This is a genomic window from Nocardiopsis alba (assembly GCF_000710955.1).
GTDB classification, from domain to species: Bacteria; Actinomycetota; Actinomycetes; order Streptosporangiales; family Streptosporangiaceae; genus Nocardiopsis; species Nocardiopsis alba.
This window is the reverse complement of the sequence record NZ_BAZE01000013.1, coordinates 135,815-161,458: the sequence shown is the minus strand read 5'-3', so window position 1 is coordinate 161,458 and position 25,644 is coordinate 135,815. Positions and strand designations below refer to the sequence as shown.

General features: G+C 72.7%; 21 protein-coding genes and 2 riboswitches. Of the genes, 10 read left to right on the top strand and 11 right to left on the bottom strand.

The annotated features are described in order from the left end of the window. Positions 1 to 234: 234 nt before the first annotated feature. Positions 235 to 441 (bottom strand): hypothetical protein, encoded by a 207-nt coding sequence (locus tag TR33_RS26750; RefSeq protein ID WP_159068814.1) that lies wholly within the window; start codon positions 439 to 441, stop codon positions 235 to 237. Positions 442 to 680: 239 nt separating this feature from the next. Between TR33_RS26750 and TR33_RS21940 the strand changes: the two genes are divergently transcribed. From TR33_RS21940 to TR33_RS21925, 4 genes are read left to right on the top strand one after another with little or no spacing between them, the layout of a single operon-like run. After that, positions 681 to 1,937 carry a beta-ketoacyl-[acyl-carrier-protein] synthase family protein gene (locus TR33_RS21940; RefSeq protein WP_017533710.1) on the top strand — a complete coding sequence of 419 codons (1,257 nt, stop codon included), beginning with the start codon at positions 681 to 683 and terminating at the stop codon, positions 1,935 to 1,937. Between the two features lie 9 nt (positions 1,938 to 1,946). After that, a complete protein-coding gene (locus TR33_RS21935) occupies positions 1,947 to 3,158 on the top strand; it encodes a beta-ketoacyl synthase N-terminal-like domain-containing protein (RefSeq protein WP_199806175.1) in 1,212 nt (403 codons plus the stop codon). Between the two features lie 22 nt (positions 3,159 to 3,180). After that, entirely contained in the window at positions 3,181 to 3,441 is a 261-nt protein-coding gene (locus tag TR33_RS21930) for an acyl carrier protein (protein WP_014910174.1), read from the top strand. Beyond that, positions 3,438 to 3,914, top strand: coding sequence for an SRPBCC family protein (locus tag TR33_RS21925; protein WP_017533708.1), 477 nt, complete (start codon positions 3,438 to 3,440; stop codon positions 3,912 to 3,914). Before TR33_RS21930 ends, TR33_RS21925 begins: the two co-directional genes overlap by 4 nt. A 60-nt stretch (positions 3,915 to 3,974) precedes the next feature. Here the strand turns inward: TR33_RS21925 and TR33_RS27450 are convergent, their stop codons facing one another. Continuing rightward, positions 3,975 to 4,100 carry a hypothetical protein gene (locus tag TR33_RS27450; protein ID WP_267880671.1) on the bottom strand — a complete coding sequence of 42 codons (126 nt, stop codon included), beginning with the start codon at positions 4,098 to 4,100 and terminating at the stop codon, positions 3,975 to 3,977. Positions 4,101 to 4,272: 172 nt separating this feature from the next. Here TR33_RS27450 and TR33_RS21920 point away from each other — a divergent pair, with 172 nt between their 5' ends. Beyond that, positions 4,273 to 5,295 (top strand): alcohol dehydrogenase catalytic domain-containing protein, encoded by a 1,023-nt coding sequence (locus tag TR33_RS21920; protein WP_199806173.1) that lies wholly within the window; start codon positions 4,273 to 4,275, stop codon positions 5,293 to 5,295. A 70-nt stretch (positions 5,296 to 5,365) separates the two neighbouring features. Here TR33_RS21920 and TR33_RS21915 read toward each other — a convergent pair whose 3' ends face one another. After that, positions 5,366 to 5,623, bottom strand: coding sequence for a hypothetical protein (locus TR33_RS21915; RefSeq protein ID WP_017533706.1), 258 nt, complete (start codon positions 5,621 to 5,623; stop codon positions 5,366 to 5,368). Between the two features lie 216 nt (positions 5,624 to 5,839). Next, positions 5,840 to 5,953: riboswitch (cobalamin riboswitch) on the top strand. 34 nt (positions 5,954 to 5,987) lie between these two features. Between TR33_RS21915 and cobN the strand changes: the two genes are divergently transcribed. The 4 genes from cobN to TR33_RS21895 are packed head-to-tail and all read left to right on the top strand — an operon-like array spanning position 5,988 to position 12,623. Then, positions 5,988 to 9,578, top strand: coding sequence for a cobaltochelatase subunit CobN (gene cobN, locus TR33_RS21910; RefSeq protein ID WP_042285213.1), 3,591 nt, complete (start codon positions 5,988 to 5,990; stop codon positions 9,576 to 9,578). Beyond that, a complete protein-coding gene (gene cobF / locus TR33_RS21905) occupies positions 9,575 to 10,300 on the top strand; it encodes a precorrin-6A synthase (deacetylating) (RefSeq protein WP_042285157.1) in 726 nt (241 codons plus the stop codon). Before cobN ends, cobF begins: the two co-directional genes overlap by 4 nt. Next, complete coding sequence (locus TR33_RS21900) at positions 10,297 to 11,832, top strand: cobyric acid synthase (RefSeq protein ID WP_042285155.1); 1,536 nt, start codon at positions 10,297 to 10,299, stop codon at positions 11,830 to 11,832. Before cobF ends, TR33_RS21900 begins: the two co-directional genes overlap by 4 nt. Further along, positions 11,829 to 12,623 (top strand): cobalt-precorrin-6A reductase, encoded by a 795-nt coding sequence (locus TR33_RS21895; RefSeq protein WP_042285154.1) that lies wholly within the window; start codon positions 11,829 to 11,831, stop codon positions 12,621 to 12,623. The genes TR33_RS21900 and TR33_RS21895 overlap by 4 nt, the downstream gene beginning before the upstream one ends. Here the strand turns inward: TR33_RS21895 and TR33_RS21890 are convergent. The 4 genes from TR33_RS21890 to TR33_RS21875 all read right to left on the bottom strand — a co-directional run bounded on the left by TR33_RS21890 (position 12,608) and on the right by TR33_RS21875 (position 20,327). Next, on the bottom strand, positions 12,608 to 15,025 hold the full coding sequence (locus tag TR33_RS21890) for an ATP-binding cassette domain-containing protein (protein WP_042285211.1): 2,418 nt from the start codon (positions 15,023 to 15,025) through the stop codon (positions 12,608 to 12,610). The two genes, TR33_RS21895 and TR33_RS21890, sit on opposite strands and share 16 nt — an antisense overlap. A 150-nt stretch (positions 15,026 to 15,175) precedes the next feature. After that, the gene (locus tag TR33_RS21885; RefSeq protein WP_042285152.1) at positions 15,176 to 17,644 is read right to left on the bottom strand and encodes a bifunctional hydrogenobyrinic acid a,c-diamide synthase/histidinol phosphate aminotransferase CobBC; all 2,469 of its coding nucleotides are present in this window, start codon (positions 17,642 to 17,644) and stop codon (positions 15,176 to 15,178) included. Then, the gene (gene cobO / locus TR33_RS21880; protein ID WP_014910662.1) at positions 17,638 to 18,252 is read right to left on the bottom strand and encodes a cob(I)yrinic acid a,c-diamide adenosyltransferase; all 615 of its coding nucleotides are present in this window, start codon (positions 18,250 to 18,252) and stop codon (positions 17,638 to 17,640) included. The genes TR33_RS21885 and cobO overlap by 7 nt, the downstream gene beginning before the upstream one ends. Next, the gene (locus TR33_RS21875) at positions 18,252 to 20,327 is read right to left on the bottom strand and encodes a VWA domain-containing protein (RefSeq protein WP_042285149.1); all 2,076 of its coding nucleotides are present in this window, start codon (positions 20,325 to 20,327) and stop codon (positions 18,252 to 18,254) included. The genes cobO and TR33_RS21875 overlap by 1 nt, the downstream gene beginning before the upstream one ends. Before the next feature lie 33 nt (positions 20,328 to 20,360). After that, positions 20,361 to 20,499: riboswitch (cobalamin riboswitch) on the bottom strand. 55 nt (positions 20,500 to 20,554) lie between these two features. On the opposite strand from TR33_RS21875, the gene TR33_RS21870 reads away from it, so the two are divergent. Next, positions 20,555 to 21,841 carry a bifunctional cobalt-precorrin-7 (C(5))-methyltransferase/cobalt-precorrin-6B (C(15))-methyltransferase gene (locus tag TR33_RS21870; RefSeq protein ID WP_042285147.1) on the top strand — a complete coding sequence of 429 codons (1,287 nt, stop codon included), beginning with the start codon at positions 20,555 to 20,557 and terminating at the stop codon, positions 21,839 to 21,841. Here the strand turns inward: TR33_RS21870 and TR33_RS21865 are convergent. Genes TR33_RS21865 through TR33_RS21850 form a run of 4 tightly spaced genes read right to left on the bottom strand, consistent with a single transcriptional unit; the run spans position 21,810 to position 25,622 of the window. After that, positions 21,810 to 22,592 carry a cobalt-precorrin-4/precorrin-4 C(11)-methyltransferase gene (locus TR33_RS21865; protein WP_042285144.1) on the bottom strand — a complete coding sequence of 261 codons (783 nt, stop codon included), beginning with the start codon at positions 22,590 to 22,592 and terminating at the stop codon, positions 21,810 to 21,812. The genes TR33_RS21870 and TR33_RS21865 overlap by 32 nt on opposite strands. After that, complete coding sequence (locus tag TR33_RS21860; protein ID WP_042285142.1) at positions 22,577 to 24,091, bottom strand: precorrin-2 C(20)-methyltransferase; 1,515 nt, start codon at positions 24,089 to 24,091, stop codon at positions 22,577 to 22,579. The genes TR33_RS21865 and TR33_RS21860 overlap by 16 nt, the downstream gene beginning before the upstream one ends. After that, positions 24,088 to 24,753 carry a precorrin-8X methylmutase gene (locus TR33_RS21855; protein WP_017533695.1) on the bottom strand — a complete coding sequence of 222 codons (666 nt, stop codon included), beginning with the start codon at positions 24,751 to 24,753 and terminating at the stop codon, positions 24,088 to 24,090. Before TR33_RS21855 ends, TR33_RS21860 begins: the two co-directional genes overlap by 4 nt. Beyond that, positions 24,750 to 25,622 carry a ferredoxin-like domain-containing protein gene (locus TR33_RS21850; protein WP_017533694.1) on the bottom strand — a complete coding sequence of 291 codons (873 nt, stop codon included), beginning with the start codon at positions 25,620 to 25,622 and terminating at the stop codon, positions 24,750 to 24,752. Before TR33_RS21850 ends, TR33_RS21855 begins: the two co-directional genes overlap by 4 nt. Between the last annotated feature and the right edge of the window lie 22 nt (positions 25,623 to 25,644).

Genomic DNA, 25,644 nt, shown 5'->3' with positions numbered 1-25,644 from the left:
GGGCCGCCACGCCGAACCCGGCGAGAAGAGACCGAAGGGGAGGGAGCGGATCCTCCCGCTCTCGTTCCGCGGACGCCCTGTCCTTCGGGGTTCTTCGGGCGTCGACGTCTTCCACTCCGCTCGAACCGTCGTCCGTCATACCGACCGTCTCTTGTTCTCGTGTGTTCGGGGGACGCCTCAGAGGCTAGGTCGTATTTTTCGGAGCATTACGCGCCCACGTGGCGAGGCCTCCTCTCACGGCGCAGAGACGACGTCCGTTTCATAACCGAGCGAAGGCGACGAGCCGCCCATCTCGAACAGGACGAACGGGATGGAACGACAAAGCCGGCCGGCCAGGTGCCCGCCCACGCGCATTTCGTCACGACGATCGACCACGAAGCGTGATACGACATGTGCTTGAAGTGAAAACGCGGGCCACGACCAGGCCTTACTCCTGGTCACACGACCTCCGCGTCCCCCGTGTGTCCGCTCTCCACCACCGACCAGCCCTCGTCCCGACCGTGCCCCGCGCCGCCCCGGACCGCCCGGCGACCCGCTCCCGCCTCCGGCCTCGATCGGTGCCCTCGACCCGTGGAAGAAGACGTCCTTGAGCCAGCATCACCACCTCGCGATGGTGTCGATGCCCGACACCTCGCCACCCGTGCCCGCGCGCCCCTCGTCGGAGGACGGGAGGCGGCGACATGAGGCGTGAAGCCGTCGTCACCGGAATCGGCGTGGTCGCGCCCGGAGCGGTCGGAACCACCGCCTTCTGGGACATGCTCACCGCCGGGCGGACCGCCACCCGGGCCGTCACCCTGTTCGACCCCGCCGGGTTCCGCTCCCGCATCGCCGCCGAGGTCGACTTCGATCCCGCCGCCCACGGACTGGACGCGGAACAGGTCGCGCGGATGGACAGATACGTCCAGTTCACCGCCGTCGCCCTCGCGGAGGCCCTCGCCGACAGCGGGACCCCGTTGGAGGGGTTCTCGCCCTGGCGTCTGGGCGTGAGCATGGGCACCGCCGTCGGCGGCACCACACTCCTGGAGAAGGAGTACGTCACGATGAGCCGGAGCGGGGCGGACTGGGTGGTCGACCCCTCCAGCGCCTCGCCCCACCTGTACCGCGCGCTGACGCCGAGCATGCTCTCCGGCGAGGTCGCCGAACTCGTCGGGGCGCGCGGCCCGGTCCAGACCGTCTCCACCGGATGCACCTCCGGGCTGGACGCGGTCGGCTACGCCGCGCAGGCCATCGAGGACGACCTCGCCGACGTGGTCGTCACGGGCGCCGCCGAATCGCCGATCTCGCCCATCGCCATGGCCTGCTTCGACGCCATCAAGGCGACGTCGGACAGCAACGACGACCCCGAACACGCCTCTCGACCCTTCGACCGGCACCGGAACGGCTTCGTGATGGGCGAGGGCGCGGCGGTACTCGTCCTGGAGGAGGCGTCCGCGGCGAAACGTCGGGGCGCCGACATCCGCTGCCGGGTGGCGGGCTTCGCCAACCACGGCAACGCCTTCCACATGACCGGGCTACGGCGAGAGGGCACCGAGATGGCGCGCGCCATCACGACCGCCCTGGACCGGGCCCGGCGGTCGGCCGAGGACGTGGACTACGTCAACGCCCACGGTTCGGGAACCGTGCAGAACGACCGGCACGAGACGGACGCGGTCAAGCGGGCTCTGGGAGCGCACGCGCGGCGGGTTCCCATGTCCTCCATCAAGTCGATGGTGGGGCACTCGCTGGGCGCCATCGGCTCGATCGAACTGGCCGCCTGTGTCCTGGCCATGGACACGGGGGTGGTCCCGCCCACCGCCAACCTGACCACGCCCGACCCCGAATGCGACCTCGACCACGTCCCCTTGACCGCCCGTGAGCAGAGGAACGACGTGGTGCTGTCCGTGGGCAGCGGTTTCGGCGGCTTCCAGTCGGCGGTCGTCCTGGACAGGGGGGTGTGAGGGATGACCATGGACACGGTGATCACCGGCCTGGGCACGGTCTCGCCCGCGGGTCTGGGCGTCGAGGCGTACTGGGAGGCGTTGGTCGAGGGGCGCACGCTCATCGCCCCGATCCCCGACTTCGACACCGAGGGCTTCCACGTCCACCTGGGCGGGAAGGTGCCCGGGTTCGACCCCTACGACCACATCGAGGGACGTTTCGTCGTCCAGACCGACGCCTTCACCCGGTTCGCGCTGGTCGCCGCCGAGGAGGCGCTGCGCGACTCGGGCGTCGACACCTCCGTCGACCCCTACGCGACCGGTGCGCTGATCTGTAGTGGCGCCGGCGGCGTGGAGTTCGGCCAGCGCGAGATCGAGGCTCTGTGGAGCGAGGGCCCCGACCGGGTCGGCCCCTACCAGTCCATCGCCTGGTTCTACGCCGCGAGCACCGGACAGGTATCGATCCGCAACGGGCTCAAGGGCATGTGCGGTGTCCTGGTCACCGACGAGCCGGGCATGCTCGACGCCCTAGGACAGAGCGCGCGGACCCTGCGTCGCGGTACCTCGTCGATGCTGGTCGGAGGCGCCGAGGCGCCGATCGGGTCGCCGTTCTCACTGGCCTGCCAGGTCGGATCCGAGGTCCTGAGTCCGGGTGTCGACCCCACCACGGCCTACGTCCCCTTCACCGAGGGGGCCACCGGTCACGTCCCGGCCGAGGGGGCCGCCGTGGCCCTGGTGGAGCGGGCCGACGTGGCGCGGGAGCGCGGGGCCCGGATCCGGGCCGTCGTCGCTGGGCAGGCGAGCACCTTCGGGGGTGTCGGCGTCTTCGACCCCGGCGGTGAGGGTCTGCTGTGGGCGGCCCGGCAGGCGATGGAACGCGCCGGGGTCTCCCCCGAGGAGGTGGACGTCGTCTTCGCCGACGCCGTGGGCCTGCCCAAGGCCGACGCCGACGAGGCGGCCACGATCCGCCGACTCTTCCCGAAGGGGGTGGCCGTGACCGCCCCGAAGACCGGCTTCGGCCGGGCCTACGCCGGCGCGGGCGCCCTGGACGTGGCCGCGGCCGTTCTGAGCCTGGAGCACCGGATCATCCCGCCCACGCCCCATGTCCTCGACGCGCCCTTCGGCCTCGACCTGGTCGTCCGGGTCCCCCGACCCGCTCGACCGCGCACCGCCCTGGTGCTGTCGCGCGGCATGGGCGGCGCCAACTCGGCGGTCGTCCTCAAGCATCCCGAACACGCCTGAAACAGGAATTCCAAGGAGGAACATGTCCCAGAGGAACATCACGATCGAGGAGCTGGTGGAGCTGGTCTCCATCTGCGCCGGGGTCAGGACCGACGTCGCGACCGCTTCCACGAGCACCTTCGAGGAGCTGGGCGTCGACTCGCTCGGTGTCCTCGGCATCATCGCCGAGATCGAGCGCCGTGTGGGCCGCAAGCTGGGCCCGGACGCCGAGCTGGTGCCCTCCCCCACCGCTCTGATCGCCTTCGTCGCCGAGGGCGACGTCGTCACCGCGGACGGGGTGTGATCGTCGTGCCCGGACGTACCGAGAGCAGCATCCTCATCGACGCCCCCTACGACCTGGTCTGGGAGATGACCAACGACGTCGCCTCCTGGCCCGAGCTCTTCACCGAGCACGAGTCGGTGGAGATCCTCCACAAGGAGGACGACATCGTGCGGTTCCGTCTCACCAAGCGCCCCGACGAGCAGGGCCGGGTGTGGAGCTGGGTGTCCGAACGCGTCATGGACCGCGCCGCCGGTGTGGCGCGCGCCCACCGGGTGGAGACCGGGGCGTTCCAGTACATGAACATCGAGTGGACGTACGAGGACCGCCCCGACGGGGTCCTCATGACCTGGTGCCACGACTTCGCCCTGAAGCCGACCGCGCCGGTGGACGACGCCCAGATGACCCGCAACCTGGAGCGGAACATCCCCAAGGAGATGGCTTTGATCAAGGAGAAGGTCGAGGCCAGGGCCCTCGCCGAGAACCCGGTCGGCTGATCGGGTCGCGGTCGCCACCGCGGGCCCCGCCCCTGACCGGGGGCGGGGCCTCTCGCGTTCTCAGGACGCGGTGCCCTCGGGGCCCCGCCCCGCCAGGCTCCGGGCCCGGTGGTCCATGGACCACCCCGGGCCACCCGGGATCCGGGTCGCGGAGGACTCGAAGGGCGTCTCTTTCCCTTGGGGCATGGGCGACAGGGTATCCGGGCCGCCGGAACCGTCGATGCGGGTTACGACTTTCTCCCACACGGGACCGCGAAACCTAGTTTGCTGGGACGAGCGCACCCGAGTGCCCCGCCGTGCGCGAGGGTCGAGGGGTGCGCTTCCGACCATGCCACGAGTTTCCACGGGGGAAGACGAGATGCGCGCAGCAGTGATGTACGGGGCGGGGGACGTCCGGGTCGAGACCGTAGCGGACCCGAAGCCGAGAGAGAGCACCGACGCGGTCGTGCGGGTGGTGAGCTCCTGTGTGTGCGGAAGCGATCTGCACCTGTACCGTTCGATGCCCGCCGTACCGGAGGGGCTGCCGATGGGGCACGAGTTCATCGGGGTGGTCGAGGACACCGGCTGGGACGTCACCGGGTTGAAGAGCGGCGACCTGGTGGTCGCTCCGTTCTCCTACGCCGACAACACCTGTGCCCTCTGCCGGGAGGGGCTGCACACCTCCTGCCCGGAGGGCGGCATCTTCAGCGGGGCCCAGGCCGAGGCGGTCCTGGTCCCCCACGCCGAGGGCACCCTGGTGAGGCTTCCGGTGGAGGAGGACTCGGCCCTGCTGCCCTCTCTGTTGACCCTGGCCGACGTCTACACCACCGGCCACCACGCCGCGGTCACCGCCGGGGTGCGGCCCGGGAAGACCACCACGGTGGTCGGCGACGGGGCCGTGGGGCTCCTGGCCGTGCTGTCGGCGCGCCGTCTGGGGGCCGAACGGATCATCCTGATGGGCCGGCACACCGACCGCACCGACCTGGGGCGCCGGTTCGGCGCCACCGACGTGGTCGCCGAACGCGGTCCGGAGGGCATCGAGAGGGTCCGTGAGTTGACCGGCGGCGAGGGCACCCACACCGTCCTGGAGGCGGTGGGCCACCTGGACGCCTACGAGACCGCCGTGGGGGTGGTCCGGGCCGGCGGTGTGGTCAGCCGGGTGGGCGTACCGCAGTACGAACGGGCGCCGATCGGCTTCTCGACGGTGTTCGGCGGCAACATCACCCTGACCGGCGGACCGACCCCGGTGCGCTCCTACATCGAGGAGCTGCTGCCCGACGTGTTGGAGGGGCGGGTCGAGCCGGGCCTGGTCTTCGACCGGTCCGTCGATCTGGAGCGGACCCCGGAGGGGTACCGGGCGATGCACGCCCGCGAGGCGTTGAAGGTCCTCGTCCGACCCTGAGCCCACCCGGAGAGAGCCCCGTCCGGAGAGGCGCTGTCGCGGAACGTCTTCGACGGTGTCTCCCCGGGGCTCACTCCTCGTCGAGAAGGAGCAGGTCCGCCAGCAGGGCCGTCCACTCGCGGACGTAGCGGTTCCTGGTCTCGACGTCGTCCGAGGCCACCGATCTCCTACGTTCGCGCAGGTCGATGACGCGCTCCTCCCAGCAACGCCGTTCGTACTCGTCCACGGCCCGGTCGTGCAGTTCGACGTAGCGGGCGGAGAGCCTTCGACCGAGGACCGTGAAGGCCTCGTCTCCGAGAGGGTCGTCGGTGTGGTCGGGGCCGTGCAATCGACGCCTCTCTTCGATCCGGGGTCTTCGATCCGCTCGCGATCCGGTGAGGCGGGGCCGGTCGGTGGGGCGTTCGAAGGACCGGACCATCGTAACGGGGGTGGTCGGACCGTCGCCGGGGTTCCGGGAGGAAACCCGAGCGGCCGGTCCGGGGCCTCCTCCATGGAGACGAAATCGGGAACCCGGGCACGTGTGGACCCGGGGCGCCGGTTACAGTGATGATCCTTTGCCCGTGGCTTCAGGAACCCGGTGTGAGTCCGGGGCGGTTCCGCCACTGTGAACCTCCATGACGGAGGTCAGCCAGACACTGGTCTCGGGCGATCCGACCGCCGATGGGGCGAGAACCCCGAGGGAGGAACCGGCCATGACGGCACGGGTCGCTCTGCTGTCCACTTCCGACACCGATCTGCTCTCCGCGCGGGCCAGTGGTTCCGCGTACACGTGGGCGAACCCCTCCCGCGCCACGGAGGCGGAGCTCACCGGCGCCGTCGACGGCGCCGATCTGGTGGTGGTGCGGCTGCTGGGGTCGCCGCACGACCTGTGGCCCGGTCTGGCCGCCGTCCGTGAACGGGGCACCCCTCTGATCGTCCTCAGCGGTGAGCAGCAGCCCAGCGCCGAGCTGATGGAGCACTCCACCGTGCCGATCGGGGTGGCGACCGAGGCCCACCGCTACCTGGCGGAGGGAGGACCGGCCAACCTCGGTCGGCTGCACTCCTTCCTGTCGGACACCGTGCTGTTGACCGGTGAGGGTTTCGAGGCTCCGCTGGCCCTGCCCGCGTGGGGTTTCGCCGAGCGCGACCGGCCCGTGGACCCGGATCTGCCACGTGTGGGCATCCTCTACTACCGGGCGCACGAGGCCGGCGGGAACACCGCCTTCGCGCACACCCTGGCCGACGCCGTCGACGCGACCGGTCGGGCCGTCGGGGTCCCGGTGTTCGCCGGTTCGCTGCGCTCGGCGCCCGACGAACTGTACGAGGCCCTCGGCGACCTCGACGTCCTGATCGTCACCGTGCTGGCGGCGGGCGGCAGTGTTCCCGCGTCCGCGAGCGCCGGCGGGGACGACGAGGCCTGGGACGTGGAGCGGATGGCCGCGCTGGACGTGCCCGTCCTGCAAGGGCTGTGCCTGACCTCCTCCCGGGCCGCCTGGGAGGCCTCCGAGGACGGCGTCACCCCGCTCGACTCGGCGAGCCAGATCGCCATCCCGGAGTTCGACGGCCGGATCATCACCGTCCCGTTCTCCTTCAAGGAGATCGACCGCGACGGTCTGCCCCGCTACGTCGCCGACCCCGAGCGCTGCGCCCGGCTGGCCGGGACCGCCGTCGCCCACGCGCGGCTGCGGCACGTTCCGGTCGAGGCGAAGCGGATCGCGGTCGTGCTGTCCGCCTACCCCACCAAGCACGCGCGCATCGGGAACGCGGTGGGGCTGGACACGCCCCGTTCGCTGGTGCGCCTGCTGCGCCGGCTGCGAGCGGAGGGCTACGACCTGGGCTCCCCCGAGGATCTGCCCGGACTGGACCTGGAGGACGAGACCGAGGCCGGCGACGCCCTGGTCCACGCGTTGATCGCCGCGGGCGGTCAGGACGAGGACTGGCTGACCTCCGCCCAGCTCACCGAGGCCCACGTGCGGATCTCCCCGGAGGAGTACTCGGCCTGGACCGAGGGACTGCCCGAGGCCCTCAAGGAGCAGATGGTCGAGGCGTGGGGCCCCGCCCCCGGCCGGCTGTACGTGAACGACGACGGGGAGATCGTCCTGGCCGCGCTGCGCGCCGGCAACGTCGTCGTCCTGGTGCAGCCCCCGCGCGGCTTCGGGGAGAACCCGATCGCCATCTACCACGATCCGGACCTGGCGCCGAGCCACCACTACATGGCGGCCTACCGCTGGCTGGAGCACGGCTTCGGCGCCCACGCCGTCGTCCACCTGGGCAAGCACGGTTCCCTGGAGTGGCTGCCCGGTAAGAACGCCGCTCTGTCGGCCTCCTGCGCCACGGACGCCGTGCTGGGCGACCTGCCGCTGATCTACCCGTTCCTGGTCAACGACCCGGGCGAGGGCGCGCAGGCCAAGCGCCGCGCGCACGCCACGGTCATCGACCACCTCATCCCACCGATGGCCCGGGCGGAGAGCTACGGCGACATCGCGCGGCTGGAGCAGCTTCTCGACGAGCACGCCAACATCGCCGCCATGGACCCGGCCAAGCTGCCGGCGGTCCGGGGCGAGATCTGGTCCCTGATGCGCGCGGCCGAGCTCCACCGCGACCTGGGGTTGGAGGAGCGTCCCGACGACGAGGAGTTCGACGACTTCCTGCTGCACGTCGACGGTTGGCTGTGCGAGATCAAGGACACCCAGATCCGCGACGGTCTGCACGTGCTCGGCGACGCGCCCGCCGGGGAGGCCCGGGTGAACCTGGTGTTGGCGATCCTGCGCGCCGCCCAGGTCTGGGGCGGGGTCGGTCGCGCCCTGCCCGGTCTGCGCTCCGCCCTGGGGTTGAAGGACGACGCTCCCACCGTCGAGGTCGACCGGGTGGAGGCGATCGCCCGCGATCTCGTGGAGCGGATGGAGGAGGCCGGCTGGGATCCGGCGGCCGTGATCGACCGGAGCGAGGACCCGGAGGTGCGTCCGGTCCTGGAGTTCGCCGCCGAACAGGTGGTGCCCCGTCTGGCCCGGACCACCGACGAACTCGACCACGTCCTGCACGCCCTGAACGGCGGTTTCGTACCGGCGGGCCCGTCGGGCTCTCCGCTGCGCGGGCTGGTCAACGTGCTGCCGACCGGCCGCAACTTCTACACCGTGGACCCGCGCGCCGTCCCCTCCCGGTTGGCCTGGCAGACCGGGCAGGCGATGGCCGATTCCCTGCTCCGCCGCCACTTGGAGGAGACCGGGACCTACCCGGAGTCGGTGGGGTTGTCGGTGTGGGGGACCTCGGCCATGCGCACGTCCGGCGACGACATCGCCGAAGTGCTGGCGCTCTTGGGCGTGCGCCCGGAGTGGGACGAGGCGTCCCGACGGATCCACCGGCTCGACGTGGTGCCCTTGGAGGAGCTGGGCCGGCCGCGTATCGACGTGACCGTGCGCATCTCCGGTTTCTTCCGTGACGCGTTCCCGCACGTGGTCGCCATGCTGGACGACGCCGTGAACCTGGTCGCCGACCTCGACGAACCCGAGGGGCTCAACTTCGTGCGGGCGCACACGCTCGCCGATCTGGAGACGCACGGCGACCGGCGGCGCGCCACCACCCGGATCTTCGGTTCCGCGCCCGGCTCCTACGGGGCGGGCATCCTCCAGCTGGTCGAGTCCGGGAACTGGCGTGACGACCGCGATCTCGCCGAGGTCTACACCAACTGGGGCGGCTTCGCCTACGGTCGTGGTCTGGACGGGGTTCCCGCCGCCGACGACATGCGCGCCAACTACCGGCGGATCAAGGTCGCGGCGAAGAACATCGACAGCGCCGAGCACGACATCGCCGACTCCGACGACTACTTCCAGTACCACGGCGGCATGATCGCCACCGTGCGGGCCCTGACCGGCACCGAGCCCAAGGCCTACGTCGGCGACTCCACCACCCCGGACGCGATCCGCACCCGCCCCCTGGCCGACGAGACCGCGCGGGTCTTCCGGGCCCGGGTGGTCAACCCGCGCTGGATCGAGGCCATGCGCCGGCACGGCTACAAAGGGGCCTTCGAGCTGGCCGCCACCGTCGACTACCTGTTCGGTTTCGACGCCACGGCAGGGGTCGTCCACGACTGGATGTACGAGAGGTTGGCCGCCGAGTACGTCCTGGACGCCGAGACGCAGGAGTTCCTGCGCCGGTCCAACCCGTGGGCGTTGCACGGCATCGTCGAGCGTCTGCACGAGGCGGCGCGGCGCGGCCTGTGGGCGGAGCCGGAGCCGGAGACCCTCGAGGCCCTGACCGAGGTCTACCTGGAGGTCGAGGGGGACCTGGAGGAACGGGCGGAATGAGGGTACGGATCCTCGGCATCGGTATGGGGCCCGGACATCTGACCCGGGAGGTCGCCGAGGCGTTGGAGGGCTGCGACTACGCGGTGGCGGCCCGCAAACGTCGGGACGACGACCTGTTCGCTCTGCGTCGCGGTGTCTGCGACGCGTTCGACCTCCCCTTGGTCGAGGTCCCCGATCCCGAACGCGACCGTGACGATCCCGCAGACTACGGGGCCGCCGTCGCCGACTGGCACCGGGCCCGTGTGGTCGCCTTCGAGCGGGTGTTGGCGGAGCGCGGCGGCACCGCCGCGTTCCTGGTCTGGGGGGATCCGTCCCTGTACGACTCCACCCTGCGGATCGTGTCGGCCATCGCCGAACGGGGGAACGTGCCGCTGGACTACGACGTGCTCCCCGGGATCGGGGCGCCCCAGCTCCTGGCCGCGCGGCATCGGATCGTGCTGCACGAGGTGGGGAGCCCGGTCCACATCACCCCGGCCCGTCGGCTGCGCGAGGCCGTGGAGTCCGGCCAGGACAACCTGGTCGTCATGCTGACCGGCCGGCACGGTCTGGAGGGGTTGGAGGAATGGTCCCTGTGGTGGGGCGCCAACCTGGGGACCGACTCCGAGGAGTTGGTGGCCGGCCGGGTCGGCGACGTGCTGCCCCGGATCGAGGAGGCCCGGCGCCGGGCCCGGGAGAGGGCCGGTTGGGTGATGGACACCGCGCTGCTGAGGAGGAACGGGTGAGCGGGAACGGTACGGGGCGCGTCGGGGCGTCCGGACTGCTGGTCGCCGGCGCCACCTCCGACGCCGGCAAGAGCGTGGTCACCACCGCCCTGTGTCGGGCCTTCGCCCGCCGTGGTGTCCGGGTCGCGCCGTACAAGGCGCAGAACATGTCCAACAACTCCATGGTCTGTCACGGCCCCGACGGCCGCCCCGCGGAGATCGGTCGGGCGCAGTGGGTGCAGGCGTTGGCCGCCCGCGCCCTGCCGGAGCCGGCCATGAACCCGGTACTCCTCAAACCGGGGAGCGACCGGCGCAGCCACGCGGTCCTGCTCGGCCATCCGGCCGGGGAGGTCTCCTCCTCGAACTGGGAGGAGGGCCGCCGCCACCTCGCCGAGGCCGCGCACGCCGCCTTCGACGACCTCGCTTCCCGCTACGACGTCGTGGTCGCCGAGGGGGCGGGCAGCCCGACCGAGATCAACCTGAGGGCGGGCGACTACGTGAACATGGGCCTGGCCCGGCACGCGGGTCTGCCCACGGTGGTGGTCGGCGACATCGACCGGGGCGGGGTCTTCGCCGCCCTGTACGGGACGGTGGCGCTGTTGGAACCCGCCGACCAGGAATTGATCGCCGGTTTCGTGATCAACAGGTTCCGCGGGGACCCGGAGCTGCTGCGGCCCGGGCTGGAGGACCTCGAACGGCTCACCGGACGTCGCGTGTACGGGACCCTGCCGTGGGATTCGCGGTTGTGGTTGGACTCCGAGGACGCCCTCGACCTGGAGGGACGGCGCGCGGACGGGGTCTCGGCCCGCCGTGTGGCCGTGGTGCGTCTGCCCCGGATCAGCAACTTCACCGACGTGGACGCGCTCGGTCTGGAGCCGGGGCTCGACGTGGTCTTCGCCTCGGGGCCGCGCGACATCGCCGACGCCGACCTGGTGGTCCTGCCCGGTACCCGGTCCACCCTCGCCGACCTGGCCTGGCTGCGTTCGCGGGGGCTGGACGCGGCGATCGTCGAGCACGCCCGACGGGGGCGTCCGGTGCTCGGCGTGTGCGGCGGGTTCCAGATGCTCGGCCGGGGCGTCCACGACCCCGAGGGGGTGGAGGCCGAGCCCGGGGCGTACGCGGAGGGGCTGGGCCTGCTCGACGTGCGCACCGACTTCACCCCGGACAAGACGTTGAGGCTGCCGTCCGGCGAGGCGCTGGGGGCGCCCGTGGACGGCTACGAGATCCATCACGGTCGGATCACCGTGGGCGACGGTGTGGAGGCCTTCCCCGGCGGGGCCCGTTCGGGCGTCGTGTTCGGCACCATGTGGCACGGGGCGCTGGAGGGGGACGCCTTCCGTTCGGCCTTCCTCGCCGAGACGCTCGACCAGGAGCCGTCGGGGGTGGACTTCCCTGCCGCGCGTGAGCGGCGGGTGGACCTGCTCGCCGATCTGGTGGAGCGGTACCTGGACGTGGACGCGCTGCTGGAGCTGGCCCGTTCCGGCGGCTCCGAGCCCATGCCCGTCCTGGCGCCCGGCGGCCCGCCCGCTCGCACGGCGGGGAGCGCCCGATGAGGCTGTTGCTGCTGGGCGGGACCTCCGAGGCCCGTGAGCTCGCCGCGCTGCTGGTCGAGGCCGGGGTGGACGTGACGTCGTCGCTGGCCGGCCGGGTGGCGCGCCCCCGTCTGCCGGTGGGAAAGGTGCGGATCGGCGGCTTCGGCGGTGTGGCCGGACTGCGCGCGGCCCTGGTCGACTACGACGCGGTGGTGGACGCCACCCACCCCTTCGCCCTGGGCATGAGCGCGAACGCGGTGGCCGCCCACGACGGGCTTCCCCTGCTGCGATTGCAGCGCCCCGGTTGGGAGCCCGACCCGGCCTGGCATTACGTCGACACCCACGAGGGGGCCGCGGAGCGGGCGGCCGCGCTGGGGGCGCGTCCGTTCGTGACGGTCGGCCGACAGGAGCTGTCCCGGCTGGTCCCGACCCTCGGCGACCACGCGGTGCTGGCCCGGGTGGTGGACGTGCCGGAGCCCGCTCCCCCGGCGGCCTGGCGGGTGGTGACGAGCCGCGGTCCCTACACCCTGGACGGCGAACGCGCGCTGATGACCGGGCACCGGGCGGACGTTCTGATCACCAAGGACTCCGGCGGCACCTACACCTGGCCGAAGATGGCGGCGGCGCGGGAGCTGGACGTCCCCGTCGTGGTGGTGCGGCGTCCACCGGACCCGATCGGGGTCCCCACCGTCCACGACGTGGAGACCGCCTTCGCCTGGGTGATCGCGCTGGAGCGGGGCGACGGCCTCGACCGGGCCGGGTCCGTCCGCGGGACCCGCCCCGACGACACGGGCTCTCAGACGCCGACGTAGGCCGCCAGGTGCTCGCCGGTGAGGGTGGAGCGCGCGGCGATCAGCTCGGCCGGGGTCCCCTCGAACACGACCCGTCCTCCCTCGTGTCCGGCGCCGGGGCCCAGGTCGATGATGTGGTCGGCGTGCGCCATGACCGCCTGGTGGTGTTCGACGACGATGACCGACTTCCCCGAGTCGACGAGCCGGTCCAGGAGGGCCAGCAGCTGTTCGACGTCGGCGAGGTGCAGGCCGGTCGTCGGCTCGTCCAGGACGTAGACGCCGCCCTTGTCGCCCATGTGGGTGGCGAGCTTGAGCCGTTGGCGTTCGCCTCCGGACAGGGTGGTGAGCGGCTGTCCCAGGTGCAGATAGCCGAGCCCGACGTCGGAGAGCCGGCCCAGGATCCGGTGGGCGGCGGGCAGTCTCGCCTCACCGGCGCCGAAGAACGTCTCGGCCTCGGCCACCGACATGGCGAGCACCTCGGCGATGTCGCGTCCACCGAAGCGGTGTTCCAGGACCGAGGCCTGGAACCGCCGCCCCTCGCACTCCTCGCAGGTGACGGTGGCACCGGCCATCATCACCAGGTCGGCGTAGATCACCCCGATCCCGCCGCAGTTGGGGCAGGCCCCCTCGGAGTTGGCGCTGAACAGTCCCGGCTTGACCCCGTTGGCCTTGGCGAACGCCTTGCGGATCGGGTCGAGGAGCCCGGTGTAGGTGGCCGGGTTGCTCCGTCGGGAACCGCGGATCGCGCCTTGGTCGATCGAGACCACGCCCGCGTCGGAGGAGATCGAGCCGTGCACCAGGGAGCTCTTGCCGGAGCCGGCCACGCCGGTGACCACGACGAGCGTCCCCAGCGGGATGTCGACGTCGACGTCGCGCAGGTTGTTGGCCTTCGCGCCGCGGATCGGCAGGACCCCGGTGGGCGTGCGCGTGCTCTCCTTGACCCGGACCCGGTCGTCGAAGTGGCGTCCGGTGAGGGTGCCGGAGGAGCGCAGTCCTTCGACGTCCCCCTCGAAACCGACGCTTCCGCCCTCCGTCCCGGCCCCGGGTCCGAGGTCGACGACGTGGTCGGCGATGGCGATCGTCTCGGGCTTGTGCTCCACGACCAGCACCGTGTTGCCCTTGTCCCGCAGGTTCAGCAGCAGTTCGTTCATCCGACCGATGTCGTGGGGGTGCAGGCCGATGGTGGGCTCGTCGAAGACGTAGGTGACGTCGGTGAGGGAGGAGCCCAGGTGTCGGATCATCTTGACGCGCTGGGCCTCGCCGCCCGACAGGGTGCCCGAGGGACGTTCCAGGGAAAGGTAGCCCAGGCCGATGTCCACGAACGAGTCGAGGGTCCGTCGCAGGGTGGTGAGCAGCGGCGCCACCGTGCCGCGCGCCTCGCCTCCTCCGGCCTCGGCGCTCTCCTCGATCCCGTCGAGCCCCCGGACCCAGTCGGCCAGATCGCTGATCTGCATCGCGCAGGCGTCGGCGATGTTCACCCCTCTGATCCGCGATGAGCGCGCCCTCTCGGTGAGGCGGGTCCCGTCGCAGTCGGGGCAGGTGGTGAAGGTGACGGCCTCGTCCACGAACGCCCGGATGTGCGGCTGCATCGCCTCCCGGTCCTTGGACAGGAACGACTTGCGGATCTTGGGGATCAGCCCCTCGTAGGTGAGGTTGACCCCGTCGATCTTGACCTTGACGGGCTCGTGGTGGAGGAGGTTCCACCTCTCCTTGTCGGTGAACTCGCGGATCGGCTTGTCCGGGTCGACCAGCCCCGACTCGGCGTAGAGCCGCACGGTCCAGAAGCTGTCCGACTTCCATCCGGGGATGGTGAAGGCGCCCTCGGAGATCGCCTTGGTGTCGTCGTAGAGGCGCGAGAGGTCGATGTCGGAGACCGTGCCGCGGCCCTCACAGGTGACGCACATACCGCCGGTCCGGCTGAAGGTCGCCTTGACCGCCTTCCTCGCCCCGCGCTCGACCGTGATGGCGCCGCTCGCCTTGACCGAGGGCACGTTGAAGGCGAACGCCCCGGGCGGGCCGACGTAGGGGGTTCCGAGCCGGCTGAAGAGGATGCGCAGCATGGCGTTGGCGTCGGTGGCGGTACCGACCGTGGAGCGGGGGTCGGAGCCCATCCTCTCCTGGTCGACGATGATCGCGGTCGTCAATCCGTCGAGCAGGTCCACGTCGGGCCGCTCCGTGCGCGGCATGAACCCCTGGACGAAGGTGCTGTAGGTCTCGTTGATCATCCGCTGCGACTCGGCGGCGATCGTGTCGAACACCAGCGAGCTCTTGCCCGATCCCGAGACCCCGGTGAACACCGTGAGTCTGCGCTTGGGCAGGTCGACGGCGACGTCCTTGAGGTTGTTCTCCCGCGCGCCCCGCACGCGGATCAGGTCGTGGCCGTCGGCGGCGTGTCCGGAACCGGTGCTCATCGTCTCTTCCATCCCCTGGACCTCCTCGACGTCCACACCGATCCGGGCGGGTCGCCTGTCCGGCCACACGGTCGCCGTTGCTCGACGCCCTCCTCGGCCACGCGCCACATCGTGACACAGGGCGAGGACAGAACGGGGTGAACGCGACCGGCCCGTCCCGGATCAGGCCGAAGGGGCGGTGTCCGGGACGAGGCCGGCCAGGGCGGCCGTCAAACGACGCGTGATCTCCGGCGAGCGTACGGCCACCCGGATCCAGGAGGGGTCCAGCCCCGGGAAGGTGTCGGCCCTGCGCGCCGCGATCCCCTGGGCGCGCAGGCGCGCGTGCGCCCCTTCCCCGGCCCGCACGAGGACGAACGGAGCCCGTGAGGGGACGAACCCCGCCCCGGCCTCGCGCAGCCCGGCTTCGAGATGGGAGCGCCATCCGTCGAGTTCACGGGCGCGGCGCTCCGCCTCGGGGACCGCCTCCTCCGAGGTACAGGCGATCATGGCCGCGATCGCGGGGGTGGACACCGACCAGGGCGTGCTCGCCCGTTCCAGTCCGCGCACGGTCCCGGAGTCGCCGACGAGGTATCCGGCCCGGATGCCGGGGATCGACCAGTGTTTGGTGAGACTGCGCAACACCACCAGCCCTTCGATCCGCTCCTCGACCAGGCTCTCCGGCTCTCCCGGCACCGCGTCCATGAACGCCTCGTCGACGACGACCAATCGCCCGGGGCGGCAGAGTCGACGCAGGTCACGGGCGGGGTGGAGAACTCCGGTGGGGTTGGTGGGGTTGCCCACGACCACCAGGTCCGCGTCGTCGGGGACGGCGTCCGGGTCGAGGACGAAACCGTTCTCGGCCGGGCAGAGCACGCTCGTGACGGCGTGTCCGGCCTGTTCGAGCGCGGCGTGCGGTTCGGTGAACTGGGGGTGGACCACGACCGGCCGCCGCCAGGAACGGAGCCGCGCGATCAGGGTGAACGCCTCGGCCGCTCCGGCGGTGGGCAGCACCTCGTCGACCCCGCGCCCGTGACGGCGGGCGATCGCGGCCCGGGCCGGTGCGGGGTCGGGGTAGGCGTCGATCTCGCGCAGGCTCTCGGCGAGGGCGCGGTCGAGCCACACGGGACGCCGCCCCGGATGGACGTTGACGGCGAGGTCCAGCATCCCCTCGCCCACCTCGACGTCACCGTGATGGCGGAGCGGGTCGGCGACGGGTTCCGCCACCGCCTCCGCCTTCAGGGACACGAGGTCGGGTGCCGGGACGGAGGCGGGCACGGGGGGCGGGGTCGCGCGCGCGGCGTCGGCCAGACGTGCCGCGAAGCGAGGACGGCCGGCCCAGTGGAGGTGCAGGTAGGAGGCGTGCAGCGTGTCGGAGGCGAAGCCCTCCGGAGCTCCATCGACGACCCAGGCCGGGCGTTCGGCGCAGGCTCCGGGGCTCATGCGGGTGCGGTGGAACTCGTGACCGGTGGCGCTCTCGCCCGCGCGGGTGAGCAGCGTGTCTCCGGGCGCGGTCGCCACCGGATAGCGCAGGGTGAGCCGCTCCGTCATCCGGGCGTGCGCGGGAAGGACCCCGGCCATGGCCCTGTCGTCGAGCGACCCGGCCAGATAGAGCATGCCGGCGCACTCGGCGACGGTGGGCACCCCGGAGCGGACGGCGTCGCGCAACTCGGTCAGCAGGGCCCGGTTGGCGGCGAGCCGACCCGCGTACACCTCGGGGAAGCCGCCGCCGAGGTAGAGGCCCCGGGTCCCGGAGGGCAGCGCGGTGTCCACGAGCGGATCGAAGGCCACGACCTCGCATCCGGCGGCGGTGAGCAACTCCTCCGTCTCCGGGTAGCGGAAGGTGAAGGCCCGGCCGCCGGCCACCGCGATCACCGGCCGCGGACCGTCGGCGGCGGCGATCCCCGGTTCGTCGGCGGGATCCCAGGGGCGGGCGTCCAGGGCCGGGGCGGAACGGGCCAGCTCCACCAGCGCGTCCAGGTCGACGTCGCGCGCGACGCGCTCGCCGAGCCGTTCGACGGCGCGGGCCGACTCGGCCCGTTCGGCCGCCGGGACCAGCCCCAGGTGGCGGGAGGGCGCGGCGATCTCCTCGTCGCGGGAGACCACCCCCAGGACGGGGATCGGCATGGCCCGGGCGATCTCGGCGACGTTGCGGGCCGACCCGGCCTTGTTCAGGATGACCCCGACGACCTCGACCGCGGGATCGTAGGCGACCATCCCCGCCACCAGGGCCCCCGCCGAACGCGACATGCGGGACACGTCCACGACCAGCACCACGGGGGTCGCGGTCAGGGCCGCCACGTGCGCGGAGGAGGCGAACCCGTCGGTGCCGATCCGTCCGTCGTGCAGCCCCATCACGCCTTCGACGACGGCGATGTCGGCGCCGCGCGCCCCGTGCAGGAGCAGCGGCGCCACCCGCTCCTCGCCCACCAGGTGGGGGTCGAGGTTGCGGCCGGGCCGTCCGGTGCCCAGGGCGTGGTAACCGGGATCGATGTAGTCGGGCCCGACCTTGTGCCCGCTCACCGTGTGACCGGCGGCCCGGAGCGCCGCCATCAGCCCGGTCGCGATCGTGGTCTTGCCCTGCCCCGTCATGGGCGCGGCGATCATCAACCGGGGCGGGGCGGTCCCCTCCGGGCGGAGGGGGGACGTCACCATTCGATCCCTCGTTGGCCCTTCCGGCCGGCGTCCATCGGGTGCTTGACCTTGGTCATCTCGGTGACCAGATCGGCGGCCTCCAGTAGACGCGGGTCGGCCCGACGGCCGGTGATCACCACGTGCTGGCGTCCGGGACGGCTCTCCAGGGCGGCGACGACGTCCTCGACGTCGACCCACCCCCAGGCGATCGGGTAGGTGAACTCGTCGAGGATGAGCAGGTCGTGCGTCTGCTCGGTGAGTCTGCGCTTGATCTCCTCCCACCCCTGCGCGGCGGCGGCCGCGTGGTCCTCGGCCCCGTCGCGGTGGCGGATCCAGGACCAGCCGGAGCCCATCTTGTGCCATTCGACCGGGCCGCCCTCGCCGGTCTCCTCGTGGAGCCGGCCCAGGCGTTCCAGGACGGTCTGCTCGCCGATGCGCCACTTCGCCGACTTGACGAACTGGAACACCCCGATCCGCCAGCCCTGGTTCCAGCCGCGCAGGGCCAGACCGAACGCGGCCGTCGACTTGCCCTTGCCGTCACCGGTGTGGACGGCCAGGAGCGGAAGGTTGCGGCGTTGGCGTGTGGTGAGTCCGTCGTCGGGGACGACGGACGGCTGTCCCTGGGGCATCAGGCGGCCCTTTCTCGTACGGCGTCGCTCAGGGCGTCGGCGTCGACCTCGCCGACGGGCAGATGGTCGGCGTCCAGGCGGGCGGCGAGGGTGGCGGCCAGCCCCAGACGCAGGGGACCGGACTCGCTGTCCACCACGACCGTGGTGACCCCGAGTCCGGCGACGTGGTCGGCGGCGTCCAGGGCACGGCCGACGGCGCCCCGTCCCCCGGTGGCCCGGCCGTCGGTGACCACGACCAGGAGCGGACGCAGGCGCGCGTCGCGCAGGCGTTCCCGTCGGACCACCCGGGCGGCCTCCAGCAGCCCCTCGGCGAGCGGGGTGCGGCCGCCGGCGGGCATCTCGTCGAGACGGACGGCGGCCACGTCCACCGAACGGGTGGGCGGCAGCGTGAGTTCGGCCGTGCTCCCCCGGAAGGTGATCAGGCCGACCTTGTCGCGTCTGCGGTAGGCGTCCAGCAGGAGCGAGAGGATCGCGGTCTTGACCTCGGTCATGCGTTTGCGCGCGGCCATGGAGCCGGAGGCGTCGACGCAGAACAGGACCAGGTTGCTCTCCCTGCCCTCCCGGATCGCGACGCGCAGGTCCTCCGGACGCAGCCGGATCCGCTCCCCCTCGCCCGGTCGTGAGGCGGCGGCCCGCACGGTCTCCACCAGGTGGAGCGAGGAGCCCCGGCCCGGGCCGGGGCGGGAGGCGCCGACCCGGCGGCCCCGGGTTCCGATGGCGCGGCTGCGTCGACCGTCGGCGCCCTCTCCGGTCCCCCGCACGGTGAACGTACGGGGGCGGTAGGGGGCGGCCGCCTTGGCCGTGGGGAGCGGGGCGGCGGACGGCCGGGACTCGGAGTCGGGGCGATCCTCGCCCACGGGTTCGTGCGGAGCGGGCTCCGGGATCGTCTCCGGCTCCGGGCCGGTCTCCTCACCGATCGGTCCGTCGGCCGGGCCCTCGGTGGGTTCGGGGCCTTCGGCGTCCGGTGCGCCGTCGCCCTCGGGCGGGGTGTCGACGGGGTCGTCGCCGCCGTCCGGGCCCGAGGGTTCCGGCGGATCGGGCGGGAGCTCCTCCTCGCCCAGGACCCGGTCGAGGAGCTCCTCGTCCAGCCCCGGGGCGTCGAAGGGGTTGCGCCTGCGCCGGTGCGGCAGGGCGAGGGTGGCGGCGCGGCGGATGTCGGCGCGGGTCACCTCGGTCCGCCCCTCCCAGGCGGCGTGCGCGACCGCCGTGCGGGCGGTGACGATGTCGGCGCGCAGACCGTCGACCTCGAAGGCGGCGCACACCTCGGCGATCTTGAGCAGCGCCGCCTCGGACAGCCGGACCCGGTCCAGGGCGTCGCGCGCCTCGGCGATACGCGCGGACAGGGCCCGCTCGGTCTCGCGGTAGCGCTCGGCGAAGCCGGCCGGGTCGGTGTCGTAGGCCATCCGGCGTCGGACCACCTCGGCGCGGGCACGGGGCTCGGTCGGCGCGGCGATCTCCACGGTGAGCCCGAAACGGTCGAGGAGCTGCGGGCGCAGCTCGCCCTCCTCCGGGTTCATCGTGCCGATGAGCAGGAAGCGGGCCGTGTGCTCCACGGAGAAGCCGTCGCGTTCGACGGTCACCCGGCCGGTGGCCGCCGCGTCCAGCAGGAGGTCGACCAGGTGGTCGTGGAGGAGGTTGACCTCGTCGACGTAGAGCAGCCCGCGGTGGGCTCGGGCCAGTAGTCCGGGTTCGTAGGCGACCTGTCCTCGGGTGAGCGCCTGCTCCAGGTGCAGGGAGCCCAGGACCCGGTCCTCGGTGGCGCCGACGGGGAGTTCGACCAGCCGGACCGGCCGGCTCTCCACCGGGGTCTCGGGGCCGAAGGGACCGTCGGGCGAGTGCTGTCCGGGGTCGGCCGGGTCCACGGAGAAGCGGTCCCCGCGATGGACGTCGATGGGCGGCAGCAGGGAGGCCAGCGCCCGCACCGCGGTGGACTTGGCGGTGCCCTTCTCGCCGCGGACCAGGACGCCGCCGATCTCCGGCGAGACGCTGGTCAGGACCAGGGAGAGTCCGAGGTCGTCGAGGGGTTCGGTGTCGCAACCGACGATCGCGGAGAAGGGAAAGTGCGAAGACCGCAATGGCATGTGAGGCTCCCGCTCGTTTCGCCATACGTCATGGGCGGGCGCGAGGCCGGTCTTCGGACTTGCCGGGTCCTCCTCACGGAGGCTCGGTTCACCGCAGCGGGCCTGTGCCGGAATCTCACCGGGCTTCCCAGATTCTCCCCTCCCGCCGTCACCACCGTTTCCGATGGCCGGGCGGGCAGGGGCACCTCGCGCCTGTTGCCCGCCACGATAGCGTCAGGGCCATGAAGGACGACACGCGCCCTCCCCGTCGGGTGCCCGGCCGGGCCCTGCCGGGCGAGACGCCCCTCCCCGCCGAAGGGGTCGGGATCACCGTCGTCGGTGTCGGGGCCGACGGCTGGTCCGGGCTGCCCGAACGCCTGCGCACGCTGGTTCTGGAGGCGGAGGTGGTGCTGGGCGGCCACCGGCACCTGTCCATGCTTCCGGAGACGCCCGGGCAACGCCGCGAGCCCTGGCCCTCCCCGCTCCGTGAGGGGCTGCCCGACCTGTTGGCCTCCCTCGACGGGGCCCGTACGGTGGCGCTCGCCTCCGGAGACCCGTTGGTGTCGGGGATCGGCACCACCCTGATCGACGCGTTGGGTCCCGAGACCGTACGTCTGGAACCGGCCGTCTCCTCCGTCGCCCTGGCCCGCGCCCGTATGGGGTGGCCCGCCGAACGGTGCGCCGTGGTGAGCCTCGTCGGCCGGGACCCCCGCCCGCTTCTGCGCAGGCTCGCGCCGGGACGTCGTGTCCTGGTGCTCTCCTCCGACGCGGGCACGCCCGCGACGGTCGCCGGGATGCTGGTCGGCGCCGGGTACGGAGAGAGCCGGATGACGGTCCTGGGCGACCTGGGCGCGCCCTCGGAGTCACGGTTGGAGGGCACGGCCGAAGGATGGGCGTCCATCCCCGCCGAGAAGGTCTCCGCCCTGCACGTGCTCGCCCTCGAACTCGCCGGACCGGTCGGGTACGGCCTGGTCACCGGACTTCCCGATGACGCCTTCAAACACGACGGCCAGCTCACCAAACGGGACCTGCGCGCCTCGGCCCTGGCCCGATTGGCGCCCTCGCCCGGACAGCACCTGTGGGACGTGGGCGCGGGGGCCGGATCGATCGGCATCGAGTGGATGCGCGCCCACCCGACCTGCTCGGCCGACGCCGTGGAGGCGAACGCCGACCGGGCGGCGCGGATCGAACGCAACGCCGGACGGCTGGGGGTCCCCGGTCTCCGGGTGGTCACCGGCCGGGCCCCGGAGGCGCTGGGCGATCTCGCCGGGCCCGACGCGGTGTTCGTCGGCGGTGGCGCGACCCGGCCGGGCGTACTCGACGCCTGCCTGGACGCCCTGTCGCCGGGCGGCCGGCTCGTGGTGCACGGCGTGACCCTGGAGACCGAGGCCCTGCTCGCGGACGCCCGCCGTCGTCACGGCGGAGAGCTCACCCGGATCCAGGTCGAGACCGCCGCGCCCGTCGGCACCTTCACCGGGTGGACGCCCGCGCGCACGGTCACCCAGTGGGCTCTGACGGTCGACCCTTGACCCTGGGGCGGCACGGATCGTAGAGGTGGGACTCCCCTCCCCCGCGCGGGTCCAGGGCCCGGCCCACGAGGATCACGGCCGCCTGCCGGAGTCCGGCTCCCTCCACCAGGTCGGCGATGTCGGCGACCGTGCCGCGCAGCACCGACACGTCCGGATGGCCGACCTTGTGCACCACGATCACCGGGCAGTCGTCGCCGTACTCGGGGGCGATCTCGACCATCAGTTCCCGGACGCGGCGGATCGCCAGGTGCAGGACCAGGGTGGCCCGCGTCCGGGCGAACGCGGACAGGCTCTCGGTGTCCGGCATCGCCGTCGAACGGGCCCGGGTCCGGGTCAGCACCACCGACTGGGCCACCAGCGGCACGGTCAGCTCCCGACCGACCATGGCCGAGGCGGCCGCGTAGGCGGGCACCCCCGGGGTGACGTCCCAGGGGACGCCGTGGGCGTCGAGTCGGCGGGTCTGCTCGGACAACGCGGAGTACAGCGACGGGTCGCCCGAGGTGAGCCGCACGACCTCGCGGTCCCCGGAGTGCGCCGCGACCAACAGTTCGGTGATGCGGTCCAGGTCCAGACCCTGGGTGTCGATCGCCTCGACGTCGGACGCGCAGTGGGAGAGAACCTCCGCGTCCACGTAGGTGCCGGGGTAGAGCACCACGTCGGCCGCCGCCAGCATGCGGGCGGCGCGCAGCGTCAGCAGGTCGGCGGCGCCGGGGCCCGCCCCCACGAAGTGGACGGTCACGTCCTCACCCACCTGGGGGTCCAGACCCGGCCGGCCGGGTCGACCCGGGTCCCGGAGGCGCCCACGATCAGCAGACAGCGCATGTCGATCGTGGTGGTGTCGAGCTCTTTCAAGGTGGTCGTCAGGAGGGTCTCTCCCTCCCGACCGACGTCGCGGCCGACGACGACCACGGTGTCGGGGTCGCGGTGCTCCAACAGGATCCGTCGGGCGTGGGCGATCTGCTCGGTCCGAGAACGGGAGGCCGGGTTGTACACGGCCAGCACCAGGTCGGCCTCGGCCACGGAGCGGAGCCGGCGTTCGATCACCTCCCAGGGCTTGAGCCGATCCGACAGGCTCATCACCGCGAAGTCCCCACCGATCGGCGCGCCGGCACGGGCCGCCACCGCCTGGACGGCACTGACCCCGGGCAGCACCCGGACCGGCACGTCCCGGTGGACGGGGTCCTGGGCCGCCTCGAACACGGCGGTGGCCATACCGAAGACGCCGGCGTCCCCGCCCGAGACCACGGCGACGCGCTCGCCCCGACGGGCCAGGTCCAGGGCCAGACGCGCGCGGTCGATCTCGACGGTGTTGCCGGAGGAGTGGCGGGTCAGGCCCGCGCGCTGGGGGACCCGGTCGACGTAGGGGCCGTAGCCCACCACGTGGTCCACCTCGGCCAGCGCCGCCGTGGTCTCGGGGGTGATCCAGTGGTCGGGGCCGGGCCCCAGGCCGACGACCAGCAGTTCGGCCTCGGCCGTCGCGGACTCCGGGGTCCGCGCCTCCGTCACGGCGCCGTCCCTGGAGCGCCGACCGTTGAGGCTGTCCCCGGTGACCAGGATCAGGGAGAAGTAGGGCACCGTGTCGGGGTCGACCTCGGCCACCGGGAGACGGCGTTCACGATCCATCGAGGCGCGCTCGACGTAGACCGCGTGCTCCAACCGGCCGGCCGCCTCCAACGCCCGACGGACGGCGGGGAAGGTCCGGCCCAGCTTCATGATCACGGCCGCGTCGGTGTCGGCGAGCCGCCGCGCCAACTCCGGTTCGGGCAGGGTGCCGGGCAGGACCGTGAGCACGTCGGTCTGGCGGGCCAGGGGCGCCGCCGCCGTGGCCGTGGCCGCCGTGAACGCGGGCACGCCGGGCACGATCTCCGTCTCGTGGTGTTCGGAGAGCCGGTCGTGCATGTACATGTACGAGCCGTAGAACAGCGGGTCACCCTCGGAGAGCAGGACGACGTCCCGGCCGGCGTCGAGGTGGGCGGCCAGGCGCGCGGCGGACTCCTCGTAGAAGTCGGCCAGGGCCCCTTCGTAGCCGCCGGGATGGTCGGTGGCGCCGGTGGTCACCGGGTAGGTGAGCCGCTCCTCGATCGCCCCCTCGGGGATCAGGTCGGCGGCGATCCGGCGGGCGTTGGAGCCCCGTCCGGAGGCCGCGTGGTAGGCGACGACGTCCGCCTCACCGATGAGGCGGGCCGCTTTGAGGGTGATCAGTTCGGGGTCTCCCGGACCCACACCGACACCTCGAAGACGTCCGGTCACTCTTCCTCCTTGGCCAGGGCGTTGAGGGCCGAGGCGGTCATCGCCGATCCTCCCCGACGGCCGAGCGCGACCACGTGGGGGACGTCGATCCCATGCCGTTCGGCCAGCTCGGTGAGGGCCTGCTTGGACTCGGCTGCGCCGATGAACCCGACCGGGCAGCCGATGATCGCGCTCGGCCTCGGGGCCCCGTCGATCAACATCTCCATCAGGTGGAACAGGGCCGTGGGGGCGTTGCCGACGGCGACGACCGCGCCCTCCAACATCGGTTCCCACAGGGAGACCGCGGCCGCGCTGCGGGTGGTGCCCCACTCTCGGGCCAGGGCCGGCACGCGGGGGTCTCCGAGGAGGCAGAGCACCTCGTTGTCGGCCGGTAGCCGGCTCCTGGTCACCCCGGTCGCGACCATGGTGGCGTCGCACAGGATCGGCGCGCCGGCCCGCAGCGCCGCACGCGCGGCGGACACCAGACCGGGATGGACGACCAGGTCCTCGGCCAGGTCGACCTGACCGGTGCCGTGGATCATGCGCACCGCGAGCCGTTCGGCGTCGGCGGGCAGGTGGTCGAGCCGGGCCTCGCTCCGGATGGTCGCGAACGAGTCGACGTAGATCGCGGATCCGTCGTCGATGTAGTCGTAGCGCCTGGGCGGGCGTTTCGGGGTGGTCACCGTGTCCCTCCGGGGATGAGGACGCCACGCCGAGGCGTGACGACGAGTGCGTCGTGGCCGGCCGCGCGGGCCTCCTCCACGAGTTCCGTGATCGCGGCACGGTCCAGCCCCTCCTCGGGCACGGCCACGTGGCGGCCGCCGTCCGGGAGCGGGCCGTGCGGCAGGGGTGGCGCCGGGTCCGGCAGCCGGGGATCCGGCGGGGCCGGTTCGGCCAGGGGGGAGGAGAGCTCGGTGACGTGCCAGGGCGCCGTGGGACCGGAGCCGCGCCGTTCGAGGAAGGTCTCGGCGAGTCGGATCAGCGTCCCGGCGGCCTCGTCGAGGGGGACCGTCGCGCCCGGGTGTTCGCCGACCCGGAGCTGGGCCGACCGGTCGTCGAGGGCGGTCAGGCCCAGGTCACAGGTGCGGTCGAGCAGGTCGCCGCGGCCGTCGTCCAGGACGAAGAGGAAACGGCCCGGGAGGGAGGCCAGACGAGGGTTCGCGCACAGCAGCCGGTCCAGTTCGGCCGCGACCGGCCGCAGGTCGGTCCGCCCTCCCGACGTGCCCGTGCACGGGGAGACCATCACGTTGCGGACCAGTTCGTGGGTGCGCGAGGGCAGGAGTCCGGTCGCCTCCAGGGAACGGAGCGCCTCGGGGTCCAGCCTCCCCTCCCGTCCGGGCAGGGCGCGCAGTTGGAGGTTGGCCCGACCGGTGACGTGGACCCGCCCGTCGCCGTACTCCTCGGCCACCGAGGACAGGGCGGTGAGCGCCGGAGCGGGTACGCGGCCTCCGATGAGGCGGAGTCTGACCAGGAGGCCGTCGTCGGCGGGCCAGGGGCGCAGGGCTCCGGGGCAGCGGTCGTGCCGGGTTCGGGGCACGGCGGTCGGGGACATGCGGGTCCTTCGATCAGGGGCC